We start from the raw sequence: 15,492 nt of genomic DNA, 5'->3' as shown, positions 1-15,492 counted from the left end.
CAGCGGTTTGAGTTGGCGGTACATGCGCAGGTAGACGTCTTTGTACAGTTGCTCGTAGATTTTTTGTGCCTCGGGTTGGGGGTGGAAGACCGCGCCTACTCGGGTCATTGCCGCGATGGCCGTGGGGAAATCTGTGTGCAATCCCAACCCCACGGCACAGCAGATCGCCGCCCCCAAGCCAGATGCTTCGTAGACATGCGGACGCTCCGCCGGCAGGCCGAAAATATTCGCCGTGAGCTGCATCGCCGCATCGCTCTGCGATCCGCCACCGGCCACGCGCAGGCGCTTGATCGACACCTTCGAACGCCGCTCGATGTTCTCCATGCCTTGGCGCAACGCATACGCCAGTCCTTCAAGAATCGCCCGGTAAATATGCGCTCGGGTATGCACATCGCCGAAGCCGATCATCGCGCCCTTCGCCTCCACGCCGGGCTCGCGAATCCCCGGCGACCAGTACGGTTGCAGCATCAAACCCATTGACCCCGGCGGCACCGCATCGACCAGCGCATCGAACAACTGCTCCGGCTCGATGCCCTGCTCTTTGGCCTGCTGCATCTCGCGCAAGCCGAACTCGTTCTTGAACCAACTGACCATCCAGTAACCGCGATAAATCATCACCTCGCAGTTGAACTGATCCGGCACCGCCGAGGGGTACGGCGGAATCAACGGGACGATTTCCAGATAGCGCGAACGGGTGCTGGTGATCGTCGCCGTGGTGCCGTAGGACAGGCACACCGTGCTCGCATCGACCACGCCGGCACCGACCACTTCACAAGCCTTGTCGGCGCCCGCCGCAATCAGCGGCAAGCCCTCGGGAATGCCGGTGTGGCGAGCGGCTTCAGCGGTGATGTAGCCGAGGGTTTCACCGGGTTTGTGCAGGGTCGGCAATTGCTCCGGACGTACCGCCAGCGCCTGCCATTTCCAGTCACTCGGCGCGGCCCATTTCAGCCGTTTGAAATCGAACGGCAGGTAGCCGACGCAGCAACCCACCGAGTCGACAAAACGTCCGCACAGTCGATGCGTGAGAAACCCCGACAGCAGCAAAAACTTGTCGGTCGCCGCCCACACCTCTGGCTGATGCTGCGCAATCCAGTTCGCCTCAGCCTGGGCGCGAAAATAATTCACCGTGCCCTGCGCGCCGACCAGTTTGAACAGCCAGCCCCACGGCCCTTTGATCCCGCCCTCGACTTCACTCTGGCGCTGATCAAGCCACAAAATCGCCGGGCGCAGCGGTTTGCCCTCGGCATCAACATTGATCACCGTGCCGCGCTGAGTGGTCAGGGAAACGCCAGCAATTTGCGAGCGATCGATGCCCGTCTGCGCCCATACCTGCTGACACGCCTCGCCGAGTTTCGCCCAGTAATACTCCGGATCCTGCTCGGCCCAACCCGGTTGCGTCGAGTAATACGCCTGCAGTTCGACCTTGCCTTTACCGAGCAGATTGCCCTGCAGATCGAAGAGCAACGCGCGCACGCTCTGGGTGCCGTTGTCGATGGCCAGCAGGTAACGCTTGTTCGGGTGGTTATCCATGGAGCTCTCTTCAAGGGGCATCAAGGCGTGGCATCCGGCAGACCGTGATGGCGTTGCCACAACGCCCGATAACGCTGAATTTCCTGCTGCCAGTATTCGTCGCTCCAGCCGAGTCGTGGCTGGCAGATTTGGCGGATGGCGGTGAAATAGTCTTCGCCACCGTGAGGCAGCAGCAGGCCAAGACGCGTGCGGCGCAACAGCAGATCGTCGAGGTGCAGAACCATTTCCGCTTCGCAGGCAAAGGCCAGTTCCGCCCACAAGGTGTCCGAGGCGCCGACCGTTTCGTGGCCGATGTCTTTGATCATCTGCGCCAGCTTCGGCAGGTTGCGGCCATGCCGTCCGGCCAAGCGTCGCCACTGCTGGTTGCTCAACTCTGGAATCGGCAGCGCAGGAACGGCGGCAAACACCGGCGCGGCATCATCGACGAAGGGACGTTCGAGCATGTCCGCGCAGGCCTTGAGCACTTCGATGGCTTGCGGGCGAAACGTGGTCAGTTTGCCGCCGGCCAGGGTCACGCAACCGGGCTCCTGCCACAGCACATGTTCACGGGTTTCGTTCGACGGTTTGTCTTGATGATTACCCGCCGCACTGCCAACCACTGGACGTACGCCCGACCATGTCGACAGCACGTCATTCGCCGTCACTTCAGCACCGGGAAATTGTTGTGTGCAGGCCGACAGCAGATAGTCGAGTTCCTCAATGCTGATGCTCGCGCTGTGATCGAGATCTTCGCGATGATCGAGATCAGTGGTGCCGACCACCGTCGCGCCTTCCCAAGGAAAAACGAACACCGGACGCCGGTCGCGTTCATGCAGAAACGTGAACGCCTGCGCCACTGGCAAACGCCAGTTCGGCAGCAATAAATGACTGCCGCGCAACGGCCGCAATTGCCGTGGTGCCTCAGTCGGCCGCAAGCGTTCAGCCCACGCGCCAGTGGCCACGGCGAGCACGCCACAACGCAATTGCAGGGTCGCCCCGGCCTCGCAGTCTTCGATCTGAACGCCGCACACTCGCCCGTTTTCTCGCAGCAAATGCTCGACGCGAACGCCATTGACCACGACAGCGCCATCCGCCCGCGCCTCGCTCAACACGCGCATCACCAGTCGCGCGTCATCCGTCAGCGCATCGACAAAACTGGTGCCGCCGAGCAAGTCACTTTCCTTCACGCCCGGCGCCAGATAACGCAGCTGCTGCGCATCATGAAAACGATGGCTGCGCCGCCCCGCCAAGGCGTCGTAAATGCTTAGCAAACCACCCAACACCCGAGGCCCGGGAAAGCCGCCGCGATAGTGCGGCATCATGAAACTCATCGGCTCGACCAGCCCCGGCGCTTCGTCGAGTAAGCGTTGGCGCTCACGTACCGAATCGCGGGTCAGACGCCACTGGCCCTTGGCGATGTAACGCAAACCGCCATGGACCATTTTCGACGATCGGCTGGAGGTGCCCCAGGCAAAGTCGCGCTGTTCCAGCAACAGGCAGCGCCAGCCTCGACGCGCTGCTTCACGCAGGATGCCGGCGCCGCTGATGCCGCCACCAATGACGATCAGATCCCAGGTTTCATCCGCCAGTGTTGGCAGAATCTGCTGGCGCCATGCGGCGTTCCAGTCATGACTCATGGCCGTCACTCCGGCAACAGCGTGCCGGGGTTGAGGCGCCCGGCCGGATCGAAGTATTTGCTCAGCGCCTGCAAGGTATCCATCGCCAGTGCGCCCTTCTCGCGCAACAGGTACGGCGCGTGATCCTTGCCGACGCCGTGTTGATGGCTGATGGTGCCGTGGTTGTCGACGATGGTCTGGCTGGCCGCGTGTTTGAGCGCTTTCCAGCGCGCGAGTGTCGCCGGATAGTCTGCGGCCGGACGAAACACGTAAGTGGTGTAGATGCTCGAACCTTCGCCGTAGACGTGGGACAAGTGGGTGAACACATGCACGCGCTCGCCTTCGGCCGCCAAGGCCTCGCGCAGGCTGTTTTCGATGAGGTTGAGCAGGTTGTCGACGTTGCTCCAGTCGGTGGCGGTTTCGAGGGTGTCGACGACGTAACCGGCGTTCCACAGGTTCTCGCGCAGGTAAGGGAAACGGAAGCGGTTCTGCGCCCATTTCTTGCCGAGCAAGGTGCCGGTGAACACGCCGCCGAACGCCTTCAGATGTTGCCGCGCCTGTGTCAGCGACAATGCGTTTTGTCGGCGATTGCCGGTGACGCCGAAGGTCAGCAGGCATTTGCCCTCAGCTGCCCCCCTTAGCTTCAGATACTTTTCCAGCCAGGCGATTTGTTGTGGATGACCGGCCAGCGCCAGTTGCGTTTCGGTTTCCACGGCGTTGGACAGGCGCAACATCGACAGCGGTACGCGTGCCTGGGCCAATTGGCGGATGGCTTGCAGGGCCTTGGTCCAAGAGGGCAGAAACACGCCGTAGAAACGTTCATCGGCGGGCAGCGCGCTGACCCGCACTTTGACCTCGGAAATGATCCCGAAACGGCCCTCGCAACCGAGCACCACTTCGCGCAGATCTGGCCCGGCAGCCGAAGCCGGGAAAGTTGGAATTTCCAAAGGCCCGGCGAACGTTTCCAAAGTGCCGCCAGCAAACAACTGCTCGATCCGGCCATAGCGCAACGACTGCTGACCACTGGAACGACTGGCAACCCAACCGCCCAACGTCGACAACTCCCACGACTGCGGAAAATGCCCCAGCGTGTAGCCCCGCGCACGCAACTGACTTTCCACCTGCGGCCCGCTCGCACCGGGGCCGAACGTCGCCAGCAGGCTTTGTTCGTCGAGATCGATCAGCCGATTCATCCGCGCCAGTGATACCGTCACCACTGGCCGCGCAGAATCCGGCGGATTGATGTGCCCGGCCACCGAGGTGCCGCCGCCATACGGGATCAGGCACAAGTCCTGCTCGTGGGCGAGCGCCAGCAATTGGCGAATATGTTCAGCGGTCTCGGGAAACGCCACTGCATCGGGATAATTGCCCAGCGCACCTTCGCGCAACGCCAGCCAGTCCGGCAGGCTCTGGCCCCGCGCATGCAACATACGATCATGAGCATCGATGCTGTACAAAGTGTGCGCCGACAACCGCGAGGCCGGCACACGCGCCAATGCGGCTTCAAGCGTGGCATCGGGCAGCGCGCGCCCCTCGCCCAGTCGCTCATGAAGAAACTCCGCGCCCTGGGCCGGCAGTTCGACCACCGTGGTTGCATCTCCCCAGCCGTTCCAGCGTCGCATGCGTGTGTCCTTTTTTACCGTCAGATCAGTGATATTTCAGGCCCCCATACTAGCCAGCGGCCGCAAAGTGTCACGGTCGCATCCGGCCAGTTCGTGTAGCCAATTGAGTCAAACGTCGCGCAAGCGTCAGCCATTTACTTTAGTCGGGGTTTCAAATTACCTTTCAGGCATTCATCCGCCCACGCGGCCGTCGATCAAAGGAAGGGATCATGCAATCGCTCGGCTTCACCTCAGTTCCGCCCCTGCTCAAATACCTGCGCCACGCCGAACAACTGGGCATGGCCGTCGAACCGGCGTTGGCGGCGGCGGGTTTGCAGGCGCAGCAGTTGAGCGACAACACCCTGCGTTTGCCCGGTGAGGCGCATGAGCGGCTGCTGGATTATTTCTGCGAACACTCGGGCGATCCGTTGTTCGGGCTCAACGCGGCGAATTTCGTCCTGCCCAATTCGTGGAGCGTGCTCGGTTACATCACCATGAACTGCGCGACGTTGGGCGATGCGATGAGCCGGATCATGCCGTTCGAAAAACTGGTCGGCGACATGGGCGTGAGTCGCGCCGAGGTGCTGGATGGCCAAGTGCATTTGATCTGGACATGCCGTTATCAGCGCCCACGGATTCGCCGACATCTGGTGGAAAACGTGCTCGGTTCATGGCTGCAATATGCACGCTGGATCGCCGACACGCAGATGTCGCCGGCCGCAGTCTGGCTCGAACATTCATGCCCGGCCGAGGCGACGCCTGCGCAGTACGAGGCGTTTTTCGATTGCCCGGTGGTGTTTGATCAGGCGTATTCGGCGCTGATCGTGCCGCTGGCGTATTTGCAGTTGCCGCTGCGTCAGGCCGATGCGCAGTTACTGCGCACACTGGAGGAACATGCGCTGGGGTTGATGGCAACGCTGGAGGATGCGTCGCTGGAGCAGCAGGTGAAGAACATTCTGCGGCAGTTGCTCAAGGAAGGCTTGCCGCGCAAGGAACAGGTGGCCGAGCATCTGGCGGTGTCGGTGCGTACGTTGCAGCGCCAGTTACATCAGGCGGGGACGTCGTATCAGCAGATTCTCGATGATTTGCGTCAGGAACTGGCTGAGCATTATTTGCTCAACAGTACGTTGCCGATTCAGGACATTGCGCAGTATCTGGGGTTTACCGAACCGAGGTCGTTTCACCGCACATTCAAGAGCCGACGAGGGATGCCGCCGGGGGAGTTTCGGCAGATGCATCGGGGGTGAATGCACCGGCGTCATCGCTGGCAAGCCAGCTCCCACAGGTTCAGCGGTGATCACAAATTTTATGCACGACACAAAACACTGTGGGAGCTGGCTTGCCAGCGATGGCGTCAGTTGCAGCCCACAATTCCTACAAGCAAATCTTCGATACCTGAGCGCATTAAACATCCTGCAGCGCAGCTGTTTAAGGACACCCGGCGTTACGCGAAACAGCCCACAAATCCTTGCGCCATAACCTACGCCTACGCCAGAATCCGCCGGCTTGTGCGCCCTGAGCATGCTGCGTAACTTGATTGCGTCACTGATTTCCAGTGATCGGGTTTAGTAGCCCGGTGGTAACTCGGCTGGTCGTACATTCATCACAGGTGCTTGCATACCTGAGCTTGATGGTGGCTGTACGCAGGGCGCTTCGGCGCGCCGGCTTAGCTGAGTTCCCCGGTCTACTAACCTGCGTACAGCTGCCACCCTTTCGTTTAGTAGCCAAAGGGTTGCCGCTCAACAAAGGGAACACAGCTATGTTCAAGATAACGCCAAACCCGCCGGCCACCGACCCGGCATCCCCCTACGAATCCCCCGACTCCAGAAAATTCCACGAAGCCGCCGAGCGCGCGCTCGACCACTACCTCGGTCCGACGAACGCCGACCTCATGGCCACGCCCTACTCGCCCAACACGCTGTACATGGCCAACCCCGCGGCGAACACCGAATCCCTGCTGACCGACGCCAGTGAAACCCTTGGCTCGGCCACCGTCATGCTCAACAACCATGCCGCGCAGGTTGAAGGCACCCATCGCAAGACTTTGCAGGGCATTGCGCAAGTGGTGATGGTGGCGGAAATGGCGGTCAATCGCGTGCTGGACCAATTAGTACCAACCGAATAACGACAGCCCTGTAGGAGCAAAGCTTGCTCGCGAATGCGCCATGGCATTCAGCATCTGTGCTGACTGAACCCATGCTTTCGCGAGCAAGCTTTGCGCCTGCGTTTTTTACGAGCTGATTGCGTTGGTGAAGACCAACCGATTGCCGAACGGATCGGCGATGGTCATGTCCTGGCTGCCCCACGGCATCGCCTGAATCTGCGGATGCGAGAACTTGTAGTCCTTGGCCAGCAGTTGCTGCTGAAACACCTCCAGCTCATCCGTCTCAATACGCAGTGCCGAACCCGGGCTCGCATCGCCGTGATGCTCGGACAGATGCAGCACGCACTCACCGCGAGACACCTGCAGATACAACGGGAAATTCGCTTCGAAACGGTGCTGCCAGTCGATTTTGAAGCCGAGGAAGTCGACGTAGAATTCAACGGCTTTGGCTTCATCGAAGATCCGCAGGATCGGGGTGGTTTTGCCGAAGCTCATGGGGTGCTCCCTGACTGGTTGGCCCGACAGTGTAGTTGGGCTGGATGTCAGCACTTCGGCTTGGTGTCGACAATCTTTAATTGCACAGTGCCACTATGAGATGTGGATCAAAATATCGCAGCCTTCGGCAGCTCCTACAGGGGGGATTTCGACTGATGAAATCCTTTGCGTAAATCACCTTCGCGCGCCAGAAACCGCCCTTCCCTGCGCCCGTTCGCCTGCCCGTCGCGGTAACTCAACACGCCATTAACCCAAACCCCGTCAATGCCCTGCGCCGCTCGTTGCGGATCGTTGAAATCGGCGACATCACGTACCGTCGCCGGGTCGAACAACACCAGATCCGCCCAATAGCCTTCACGAATCTCGCCGCGCGCCTTCAAACCAAACCGTGCCGCCGACAACCCGGTCATCTTGTGTACGGCGGTGTGCAGCGGAAACAGGCCGACATCGCGACTGAAATGGCCCAACACCCGTGGGAAAGCGCCCCACAGGCGTGGATGCGGGAACGGATCTTCCGGCAGTCCGTCGGAACCGACCATCGACAACGGATGCGCGAGGATTCTTCGTACATCCGCCTCGTCCATCCCGTAATACACCGCGCCCGCCGGTTGCAGGCGTTTGGCGGCGTCGAGCAGCGGCAGATTCCATTCGGCGGCGATGTCGATCAAGTCGCGACCGCTGACTTCCGGATGCGGCGTCGACCAGGTGATGGTGATGCGATGCGCATCGGTAACTTGCTTCAAATCCAGCGTCGAAGAACTCGCCGCATACGGATAGCAATCGCAGCCGACCGGATGGGTTTTCGCGGCTTCTTCCAATGATGCGAGCAGCTCGGGACTGCGCCCCCAGTTACCCACGCCGGCGCATTTGAGGTGGGAAATGATCACCGGCGATTTGGCGTGACGACCGATCTGAAACGCCTCGTCCATCGCCTCCAGAACCGGGGCGAACTCGCTGCGCAAATGGGTGGTGTACACCGCGCCGAATGCCGTGAGTTCTTCAGTCAGTTGCATGACTTCATCGGTGGACGCGTTGTAGGCGCTGGCGTAGGCCAGACCTGTGGATAAACCTAACGCACCGTCCTCAAGGCTTTCACGCAATTGCTCGCGCATCGCGGCGATTTCATCCGGGGTCGCGGTGCGCAACAGGTCATCCAGATGATTGCTGCGCAGCGCCGTGTGGCCGATCAGTGCGGCGACGTTCAGCGTGGTGTTCGCCGCTTCGACTGCCGCGCGGTAATCGCTGAAACGGGGATAAACGAACGCCGCCGCGGTGCCGAGCAGGTTCATCGGGTCCGGCGGATTGCCCTGCAGCGTCACCGGCGAAGCGCTGATCCCGCAGTTGCCGACAATCACTGTGGTCACGCCCTGGCTGAGTTTTGGCAGCATCTCTGGCTGACGAATCACTACCGTGTCGTCATGGGTGTGCACGTCGATAAAACCCGGCGCCAGCACGCGGCCGGCGGCGTCGATTTCTTCGGTCGCCGTGGCCTCGGACAAATCGCCGATGCGCTCGATACGGCCATCGCGGATTGCCACGTCGGCCTGGTAGCCGGGCGTGTTGCTGCCGTCGATGATCAGGGCATTGCGAATCAGGGTGTCGTACAACATGTCAGTCTCCCAGCGGCAGGTGATCGTCGCCGCCACGGTATTCGTCGAGGGCCAGTTTGATCCGCCGCAGACGTTCTTGATTGTCTTCAGGATTGGCCAGCGCCAGCTCGGTGGCGAGCACGTCGATGGCGAGCAGCATGCCGTAGCGCGCCGCCGTCGGTTTGAAAATGAACGAGGTTTCCGCGCTCTGCAGCGGCAGCACGACGTCGGCCAGTTCGGCCAGCGGCGAGTCGGCGCGGGTGATCGCCAGAATGCGTGCGCCGTAGTTGCGCGCCAGTTCGACAGTTTCCAAAAGCTCCGGAGTGATGCCGGTCAACGAGCAGACGATGAGCACTTGCTCGGCGTTCAGGCTGGCGGCGGTGACGCGCATCATCACCGCGTCATGACACACCGCAACCGGGTAGCCGAGGCGCACCAGCCGCACCTGCAATTCATCGCTGCACAGGGTCGAACAACCGCCCATGCCGAAGGCGTGAATCATCCGCGCCTGGCCGAGCAATCTCACTGCATCGGCGAAGCGTGATTCATCGAAACCGGCCAGATGCTGACGCAAGGTGGTTTCGATATCGCCGACGATTTGCCCGTAGAAAGCTGACTGCTCGGGCGTACCGGCAGGGTCGAGAAAACGGCTGCCAACCCCGCTGGCCTGGGCCAGTTGCAGACGCAGATCACGCAGGTCACGACAGCCAACCGTGCGGGCGAAACGCGACAGCGTGGCGGTGCTGACTTCGGCGCGTTGCGCGAGGTCTTCGAGGCTGGCACTCGCGGCGAAACCGACGTCGTCGAGCATCAGCCGGGCGATACGGCCTTCGCCGGCGCTGAAGGAATCCTGACGAGCGCGGATCTGATAGAGGATGTCCATGACGGCTGGCTCCGGTTACAGCAGGTAAGAAAGACCGAGGGTCATTGCAAAAGCGACCACCGAAATCAGGGTCTCCAATACAGTCCAGGTCTTGAAAGTCTGGGCGACCGTCATGTTGAAGTATTCCTTGATCAACCAGAAGCCGCCGTCGTAGACGTGGGAAAAGATAACCGACCCGGCGCCGGTCGCCAGCACCAACAGCTCAGGGTGGGGATATCCCAGACCAATGGCCACCGGCGCGACCACGCCCGATGCGGTGGTCATAGCCACGGTCGCCGAACCGGTGGCGATGCGCATCAGCGCAGCAAACAGCCAGCCCATGATCAGCGGCGACAGGTGGAATTCGTGAGCGAGGCCGACGATCTGATCGGTGACGCCCGCGTCGACCAGAATGCGGTTCAAACCGCCGCCAGCGCCGACCAGCAAAGTGATACTGGCCGTAGGCGCCAGGCATTCGTTGGTGAATTTGAGGATCGATTCACGGCTGAAACCCTGAGCGATACCCAGCGTCCAGAAACTCAGCAACGTCGCCAGCAACAGCGCGATCACCGAGTTGCCGATGAACAGCAGGAACTGGTTGAAACCGCTGCCCGGCGTGGAAATCAGGTTGGCCCAGCCACCGATCAGCATCAACACCACCGGCAACAGAATGGTCGCCATGGTGATGCCGAACCCCGGCAGCTTGTCGCGCGGTTCGCGGTCGAGGAATTGTTTTTCCAGCGGGTTATCCGCCGGCAAGTTAATGCGCGGCACGATGAATTTGGCGTACAGCGGGCCGGCGATAATCGCCGTCGGAATGCCGATGGCGATCGCATACAGCAAGGTCTGCCCGACCGACGCCTGATAAGCCTGCACAGCGAGCATCGCCGCCGGGTGCGGCGGGACCAGCGCATGCACCACCGACAGGCCGGCGACCATCGGCAAACCGACCATCAGAATCGACACACCCACGCGGCGCGCCACGGTGAACGCAATCGGCACCAGCAAGACAAAACCAACCTCGAAGAACAGCGGCAGCCCGACCAGAAACGCGATGCAGACCATCGCCCAGTGCGCGTTCTTTTCACCGAATTTATCGATCAACGTGCGCGCCAACTGCTCGGCACCGCCGGATTCGGCCATCATCTTGCCGAGCATCGTCCCCAGCGCCACCACCAGCGCAATATGCCCCAGCGTCTTGCCCACCCCGGCCTCATATGCCCCGACAACCCCGGAGGCCGGCATCCCGGCCACCAGCGCCAGACCGATGGAAATCAAGGTGATGACAATGAACGGATTGAGCCGGTAACGGGCGATCAGAACGATCAGAGCAATGATGGCAACGGCTGCATAAACCAGCAGCCAATAGCCGAAGTCAGGCGTCATGCGGTACTCCTCGAAAGGGTCACGTTCGAATGGGTTGTGAAACTCATAAATCATTTCGAGATCGAGATTTCAAACCGCATGAAAGTAATTTTCGTGGAGAGGCAAGAGATGTCGTAAATGGATATGTCTTGTCGTGATTAATGAAAATCTACCCAGCGAATTTTCATGTCCACACAAGACCTGTAGGAGCTGAGCTTGCTCGCGAAGACGGTGTCACATCCAAAATCACTGCCGACTGACACGGCGCTTTCGCGAGCAAGCTTTGCTCCTACAGTTTGAGCGCATTGCGTCAGACAGAACGCGGATAACCTGTGGGAGCTGGCTTGCCAGCGATGACGGCTGCACATTCAACTTAGATGCTGACTGGTGAACCGCTATCGCTGGCAAGCCAGCTCCCACAGGTTCGCGTCCAGCCTTACGTTGTGTTTCTCTAAGCCAGCCAAGCGCTATACTCGCCTTACAAATTCCGTAGAGTCCCCGCCATGACCTCCGCGCGTCGCACCCGAAAAAAACTGACAGCCGATACTCTGATCCGCGCAATCGCCAGCTCGACAGCCATAGAGACGGGCCAAAGTGTCGAGGCAATTGAGCGCAAACTCAAAGTCAGATCCAGTAAGTTTCTAAATTTGTCCCTGGCCAAGTAGCGTCGACTTCAAGTCCACAATGCCTGCCGAACCCAATACTCCATGGGTTCGTAGTTGCAGTTCAGCCCCTGACTGATCGCTGCAAAATAAGCCTCTTTGTTTCGTTCCCAACTGCTGTAATCCAGCGGCACGTAGCCCGCCTGCACGGCCATGACGTCCGCCAATAATCGCGACAAGCGTCCATTACCTTCGCGAAAGGGATGAATAAGGATGAACTCCACGTGCGTTACAGCGATGGCGCGAATCAGGTTCTCGTCCAGTTCGGGCCTGCACGGTGTGTATTTGGCAAGACAGTCCCTTTCAAATCCATCGAGCAACCGAGGGATCTGCGGCGCAGCGGCGAAGAAAAATCCATCCTTGCCCAAATTTACCGCACGGACATCGCCAGCCCATGGATAGATGTTCCCGAGCCATTGTCGATGCCAATCTTTTAAATCCTGAACTGTCAGTGGTCGATCAGGTAAATGCTCGATGAGTACCGATTGGTAAAGCTTTTCCAACAAAACCAGCTCTGCATCGTCCATGTCTTCAGGATCGGTAATTCCCAGCTTATTGCTCAGCACTTGCTCATTCGAGCCAGGCTGAAAAGTGCTCTGTGCCCCTTCTGCGTCGTAACGGTTAATCATCCCTGTACCTGCTGAATTGGCGATGTTCAGAGCACCATAGGTCTGGCGCAATACAAGCGCAAAGCCTGAAACGAAAACGGCTGCCCGATGGCAGCCGTTCTGAAGGGTGATAGCAAAGCCCGGCGGGGCTCAAACACCCATCACACCATTTCGTTACGAATCCATTCAACCACTGACGTGCGTTTCGGCGCCCAGCCCAGCAGTTCGCGCGCATGTTTGCCGCGCACTCGGCTGTTGGAGCCGAGGCCGTAGTTGGCCATTTCGTAGCCCCACTCGGCTTCGGCGTCTTTCAATGGCCAGTCTTGCGGTTGGCCCAGGTTCAGCGCTTGGGCCATGGCAGTGGTCATGTCGATGAACGACGCTTCGCCGCTTTCGACGAAGCAGAACGTGCCCGGAACGTTTTTGGTCAGTGCCAGCAGGTAGAGGGCGACGACGTCTTCGATGTGCACGTTGGACCAGATGTTCTGGCCTGTGCCGACGTGGCGCACCACGCCGCTTTTGCGCGCCTGTTTGAGCAGTCGCGGCAATTGCACGCTGTTACGATTGACGCCCAGGCTGTGGCCGTAGATCAGCGTGTTGCAGATGACGGCGGAATTCACGCCATCCTTTGCCGCGGCGAGGATCAGGTTGTCGATGGCCACGCGTGCGGCCTTGTCGACGGTCGGCTCCGGCAGGTTCTCTTCAAAGTAGATGACGTCGCTGGATTTACCGCCCGACGCGTCACCGACGATGCTCGAACCGCTGGTGTGCAGAAAGACTTTGTTGGTACCGCGCAAAGCATCGAGCAAGGCTTCGACGGCACCGCGATGGTCGCTGCTGGCGGCGTTGATAACGGCGTCAGCGGCGCTGGCCTGTTCGGCGAGCAGTGCTTTGTCATCCAGCGTGCCGATGACCGGGGTAATGCCGAGTGCTTTCAGCTCAGCAGCCTGTTCGGTGCTGCGCACCAGACCGGTGACGTTATGCCCGGCCTGAACCAGACCGGTAGCGATCGAGCCGCCGATAAAACCGGCAGCGCCGGTGACGAATACGTTCATGGAGTAACTCCCTGCGTGAATAAGTGATGGGACGAGTATCGGCCCGTGAGCCCGGGGGAAAAACCCGCCCTCGGCCAATTCACTCTTGCGCAGAGGTCACGAATCAGCCCTTGAAATCGGCGCTGGCGTAGGCGGCGAGTTTGCTCTGGATAAAGTCGAGGAAGCACTGAATGCGCAACGCCAATTGCGAGTTACGGTAGTACACCGCGTTGATCGGCTGGCGATAACCGCTGTTGAATTCGCCGAGCAGGACTTTCAAACGGCCGGCACGGATGTCGTCGATGGTCATGAAGTGCGACAGGCAAGCGATGCCCTGCCCTTCCAGCGCCAGATGCCGCACGGTCTCGCCGCTGGAGGCGCTGATCGCCGGGGTGATCGGCCAGCGATCGCCGTGCACGTAGCGCAGCGGCCATTGGTTGAGGCCTTCGTTCTGAGTGAAGCCGAGCAAGGTGTGCTCGCTCAGATCGGCGACTTGCTGTGGCGCGCCGTGTTTTTCCAGATACGCAGGGCTGGCGACGATCAGCAGCGGACTGCAACCGAGCGAACGCGCGTGCAGCGTCGAATCGGCGAGGGTGCCAATGCGGATGGCGATGTCGGTGCTTTGTTCCAGCAGGTCAATGATCAGGTCATTGCTGTTGAGTTCGAGCTGGATGTCCGGGTAGAGCTGGCGAAACTCGTCGATGTAGGGGACAACCGCGTGGAGCATGAATGGCGACGCGGCGTTGATGCGCAGGCGCCCGGACGGGGTTTGCTGGCGCGAGGACAGGCGTTCTTCGAGTTGATCCATCTGATCGAGAATCAGCTTGGCGTGTTCGAAGAAGTATTTGCCCTCCTCGGTCAGATCCATGCGCCGCGTGGTGCGGTTGATCAGCGTGGTGTCGAGTTTGGCTTCCAGCTTCGACAGCGTGCGGCTGACGGCCGAAGGCGTTTGCCCGACCTGCTCGGCAGCGGCGGAGATGGAACCGCACTCGATCACGCAGACGAAAATCTGCAACTCATCGGATCTGGCTTTCACGGGTGTCCCTTAGGATGGTCATCACCCCTGTATTGTGGTGAAGGAATGGCTTGAGCGGGTGGGGAATTTTCTGTTCACAGAGATCCACTTGTGGCGAGGGGATTTATCCCCGATGGACTGCGCAGCAGGCCCGCTCTGTTTCAGGATCAAGCGCGGGGCCGCTGCGCGACCCATCGGGGATAAATCCCCTCGCCACAATAAATCCCATCACCACAGATAAATCCCCTCAACAATAAATCCCACCACCACAGGTACATCCCCTCAACAATAAATCTCTTCACCACAATAAAACCCATAACCCCAGATCAATCCCCTGGGCACAGGTGGCAGCCTCAAGCCTTAAGGCCAAAAACCTCGGTCAGATGCTGCTCATAACGCGCCACATCACCCTCGATGTTCGGGCGTTTCATCACGTCCACGCACAAGAACGTCGGCAATGCGGTCATGCCCAAAAATTCGTTGGCCTTGTGGAACGGGAAGTACACCGCATCAACACCTTTGGCCTCGAAGAAATCAGTCGGGTCATCGAAGGCTTGCTGCGGTGCGTTCCAGGTCAGCGACAGCATGTATTGCTTGCCCTGAATCAGACCGCCGCTGCCGTACTTCTGCGACGCATCGGAACGGGTGCGGCCATCGCTGGCGTAGAGGCTGCCGTGGCCTTCGGTGAAGACTTCGTCGAGGTACTTTTTCACCGTCCACGGTGCGCCCATCCACCAGCCCGGCATCTGATAAATGATCACGTCGGCCCAGAGAAATTTGGCCACTTCTTCCGCGACGTCGTAACCCTCGTCGATGAAAGTGGTTTTAACGTCGAGCCCGCCACGATCAAGCACGCTCAGCGCAGCTTCGTGCAGGGTGGCGTTGTAGCGACCGTCGGAGTGGGCGAATTTTTTACCGCCATTGAGCAACAGCACTTTTTTCATGACAAAACCTCGGCGCAGCCACTGGGCTGGGGTGAGAAGAGAAACTGGAATGGCGGCAGATTAACCGTCCGCCTCGCGCGGAATAAGC

General features: G+C 59.9%; 13 protein-coding genes. 2 read left to right on the top strand and 11 right to left on the bottom strand.

Features of this window, described 5'->3' with window-relative positions; translation table 11 throughout:
- The 3 genes from PMI37_RS18065 to PMI37_RS18055 form a co-directional block, all read right to left on the bottom strand.
- Positions 1–1,530, bottom strand: a 1,530-nt coding sequence (locus PMI37_RS18065) for an FGGY-family carbohydrate kinase (protein ID WP_045123184.1), incomplete at its 3' end; no start/stop codon positions are given.
- Between the two features lie 20 nt (positions 1,531–1,550).
- Positions 1,551–3,146, bottom strand: coding sequence for a glycerol-3-phosphate dehydrogenase/oxidase (locus tag PMI37_RS18060; RefSeq protein WP_008083409.1), 1,596 nt, complete (start codon positions 3,144–3,146; stop codon positions 1,551–1,553).
- A 5-nt stretch (positions 3,147–3,151) separates the two neighbouring features.
- Positions 3,152–4,747 carry an FAD-binding oxidoreductase gene (locus PMI37_RS18055; protein WP_008083406.1) on the bottom strand — a complete coding sequence of 532 codons (1,596 nt, stop codon included), beginning with the start codon at positions 4,745–4,747 and terminating at the stop codon, positions 3,152–3,154.
- A 209-nt stretch (positions 4,748–4,956) separates the two neighbouring features.
- Between PMI37_RS18055 and gliR the strand changes: the two genes are divergently transcribed.
- The gene (gliR, locus tag PMI37_RS18050) at positions 4,957–5,973 is read left to right on the top strand and encodes an AraC family transcriptional regulator GliR (RefSeq protein ID WP_008083405.1); all 1,017 of its coding nucleotides are present in this window, start codon (positions 4,957–4,959) and stop codon (positions 5,971–5,973) included.
- A 512-nt stretch (positions 5,974–6,485) separates the two neighbouring features.
- A complete protein-coding gene (locus tag PMI37_RS18045) occupies positions 6,486–6,851 on the top strand; it encodes a DUF6124 family protein (protein WP_008083403.1) in 366 nt (121 codons plus the stop codon).
- Between the two features lie 105 nt (positions 6,852–6,956).
- On the opposite strand, the gene PMI37_RS18040 is transcribed toward PMI37_RS18045, so the two are convergent.
- From PMI37_RS18040 to PMI37_RS18005, 8 genes are all read right to left on the bottom strand, one after another.
- Positions 6,957–7,325 (bottom strand): glyoxalase superfamily protein, encoded by a 369-nt coding sequence (locus tag PMI37_RS18040; protein WP_008083401.1) that lies wholly within the window; start codon positions 7,323–7,325, stop codon positions 6,957–6,959.
- Between the two features lie 134 nt (positions 7,326–7,459).
- Entirely contained in the window at positions 7,460–8,935 is a 1,476-nt protein-coding gene (locus tag PMI37_RS18035) for an N-acyl-D-amino-acid deacylase family protein (protein ID WP_008083400.1), read from the bottom strand.
- Position 8,936: 1 nt separating this feature from the next.
- Positions 8,937–9,797 (bottom strand): MurR/RpiR family transcriptional regulator, encoded by an 861-nt coding sequence (locus tag PMI37_RS18030; protein WP_008083399.1) that lies wholly within the window; start codon positions 9,795–9,797, stop codon positions 8,937–8,939.
- A 15-nt stretch (positions 9,798–9,812) separates the two neighbouring features.
- A complete protein-coding gene (locus PMI37_RS18025; protein WP_008083397.1) occupies positions 9,813–11,162 on the bottom strand; it encodes a GntP family permease in 1,350 nt (449 codons plus the stop codon).
- A gap of 652 nt (positions 11,163–11,814) precedes the next feature.
- Positions 11,815–12,483 (bottom strand): Fic/DOC family protein, encoded by a 669-nt coding sequence (locus PMI37_RS18020; RefSeq protein ID WP_238552715.1) that lies wholly within the window; start codon positions 12,481–12,483, stop codon positions 11,815–11,817.
- A gap of 89 nt (positions 12,484–12,572) precedes the next feature.
- Positions 12,573–13,466 carry an NAD-dependent epimerase/dehydratase family protein gene (locus tag PMI37_RS18015; RefSeq protein WP_008083393.1) on the bottom strand — a complete coding sequence of 298 codons (894 nt, stop codon included), beginning with the start codon at positions 13,464–13,466 and terminating at the stop codon, positions 12,573–12,575.
- A 103-nt stretch (positions 13,467–13,569) separates the two neighbouring features.
- On the bottom strand, positions 13,570–14,481 hold the full coding sequence (locus PMI37_RS18010) for a LysR family transcriptional regulator (RefSeq protein WP_008083392.1): 912 nt from the start codon (positions 14,479–14,481) through the stop codon (positions 13,570–13,572).
- Between the two features lie 332 nt (positions 14,482–14,813).
- Positions 14,814–15,404 (bottom strand): NAD(P)H-dependent oxidoreductase, encoded by a 591-nt coding sequence (locus PMI37_RS18005; protein WP_008083391.1) that lies wholly within the window; start codon positions 15,402–15,404, stop codon positions 14,814–14,816.
- Positions 15,405–15,492 lie beyond the last annotated feature (88 nt).

This window comes from Pseudomonas sp. GM80 (assembly GCF_000282515.1).
Taxonomy (GTDB): domain Bacteria; phylum Pseudomonadota; class Gammaproteobacteria; order Pseudomonadales; family Pseudomonadaceae; genus Aquipseudomonas.
The sequence above is the reverse complement of the archived record's forward strand: the minus strand, read 5'-3'. Positions and strand labels throughout refer to the sequence as shown.

What these genes read in the sequence shown, in the direction of transcription:
- PMI37_RS18025 (WP_008083397.1), bottom strand. Translation starts at nt 11,162, where the DNA reads ATGACGCCTGACTTCGGCTATTGGCTGCTGGTTTATGCAGCCGTTGCC.
- PMI37_RS18055 (WP_008083406.1), bottom strand. Translation starts at nt 4,747, where the DNA reads ATGCGACGCTGGAACGGCTGGGGAGATGCAACCACGGTGGTCGAACTG.
- gliR (WP_008083405.1), top strand. Translation starts at nt 4,957, where the DNA reads ATGCAATCGCTCGGCTTCACCTCAGTTCCGCCCCTGCTCAAATACCTG.
- PMI37_RS18005 (WP_008083391.1), bottom strand. Translation starts at nt 15,404, where the DNA reads ATGAAAAAAGTGCTGTTGCTCAATGGCGGTAAAAAATTCGCCCACTCC.
- PMI37_RS18060 (WP_008083409.1), bottom strand. Translation starts at nt 3,146, where the DNA reads ATGAGTCATGACTGGAACGCCGCATGGCGCCAGCAGATTCTGCCAACA.
- PMI37_RS18030 (WP_008083399.1), bottom strand. Translation starts at nt 9,797, where the DNA reads ATGGACATCCTCTATCAGATCCGCGCTCGTCAGGATTCCTTCAGCGCC.
- PMI37_RS18040 (WP_008083401.1), bottom strand. Translation starts at nt 7,325, where the DNA reads ATGAGCTTCGGCAAAACCACCCCGATCCTGCGGATCTTCGATGAAGCC.
- PMI37_RS18015 (WP_008083393.1), bottom strand. Translation starts at nt 13,466, where the DNA reads ATGAACGTATTCGTCACCGGCGCTGCCGGTTTTATCGGCGGCTCGATC.
- PMI37_RS18035 (WP_008083400.1), bottom strand. Translation starts at nt 8,935, where the DNA reads ATGTTGTACGACACCCTGATTCGCAATGCCCTGATCATCGACGGCAGC.
- PMI37_RS18045 (WP_008083403.1), top strand. Translation starts at nt 6,486, where the DNA reads ATGTTCAAGATAACGCCAAACCCGCCGGCCACCGACCCGGCATCCCCC.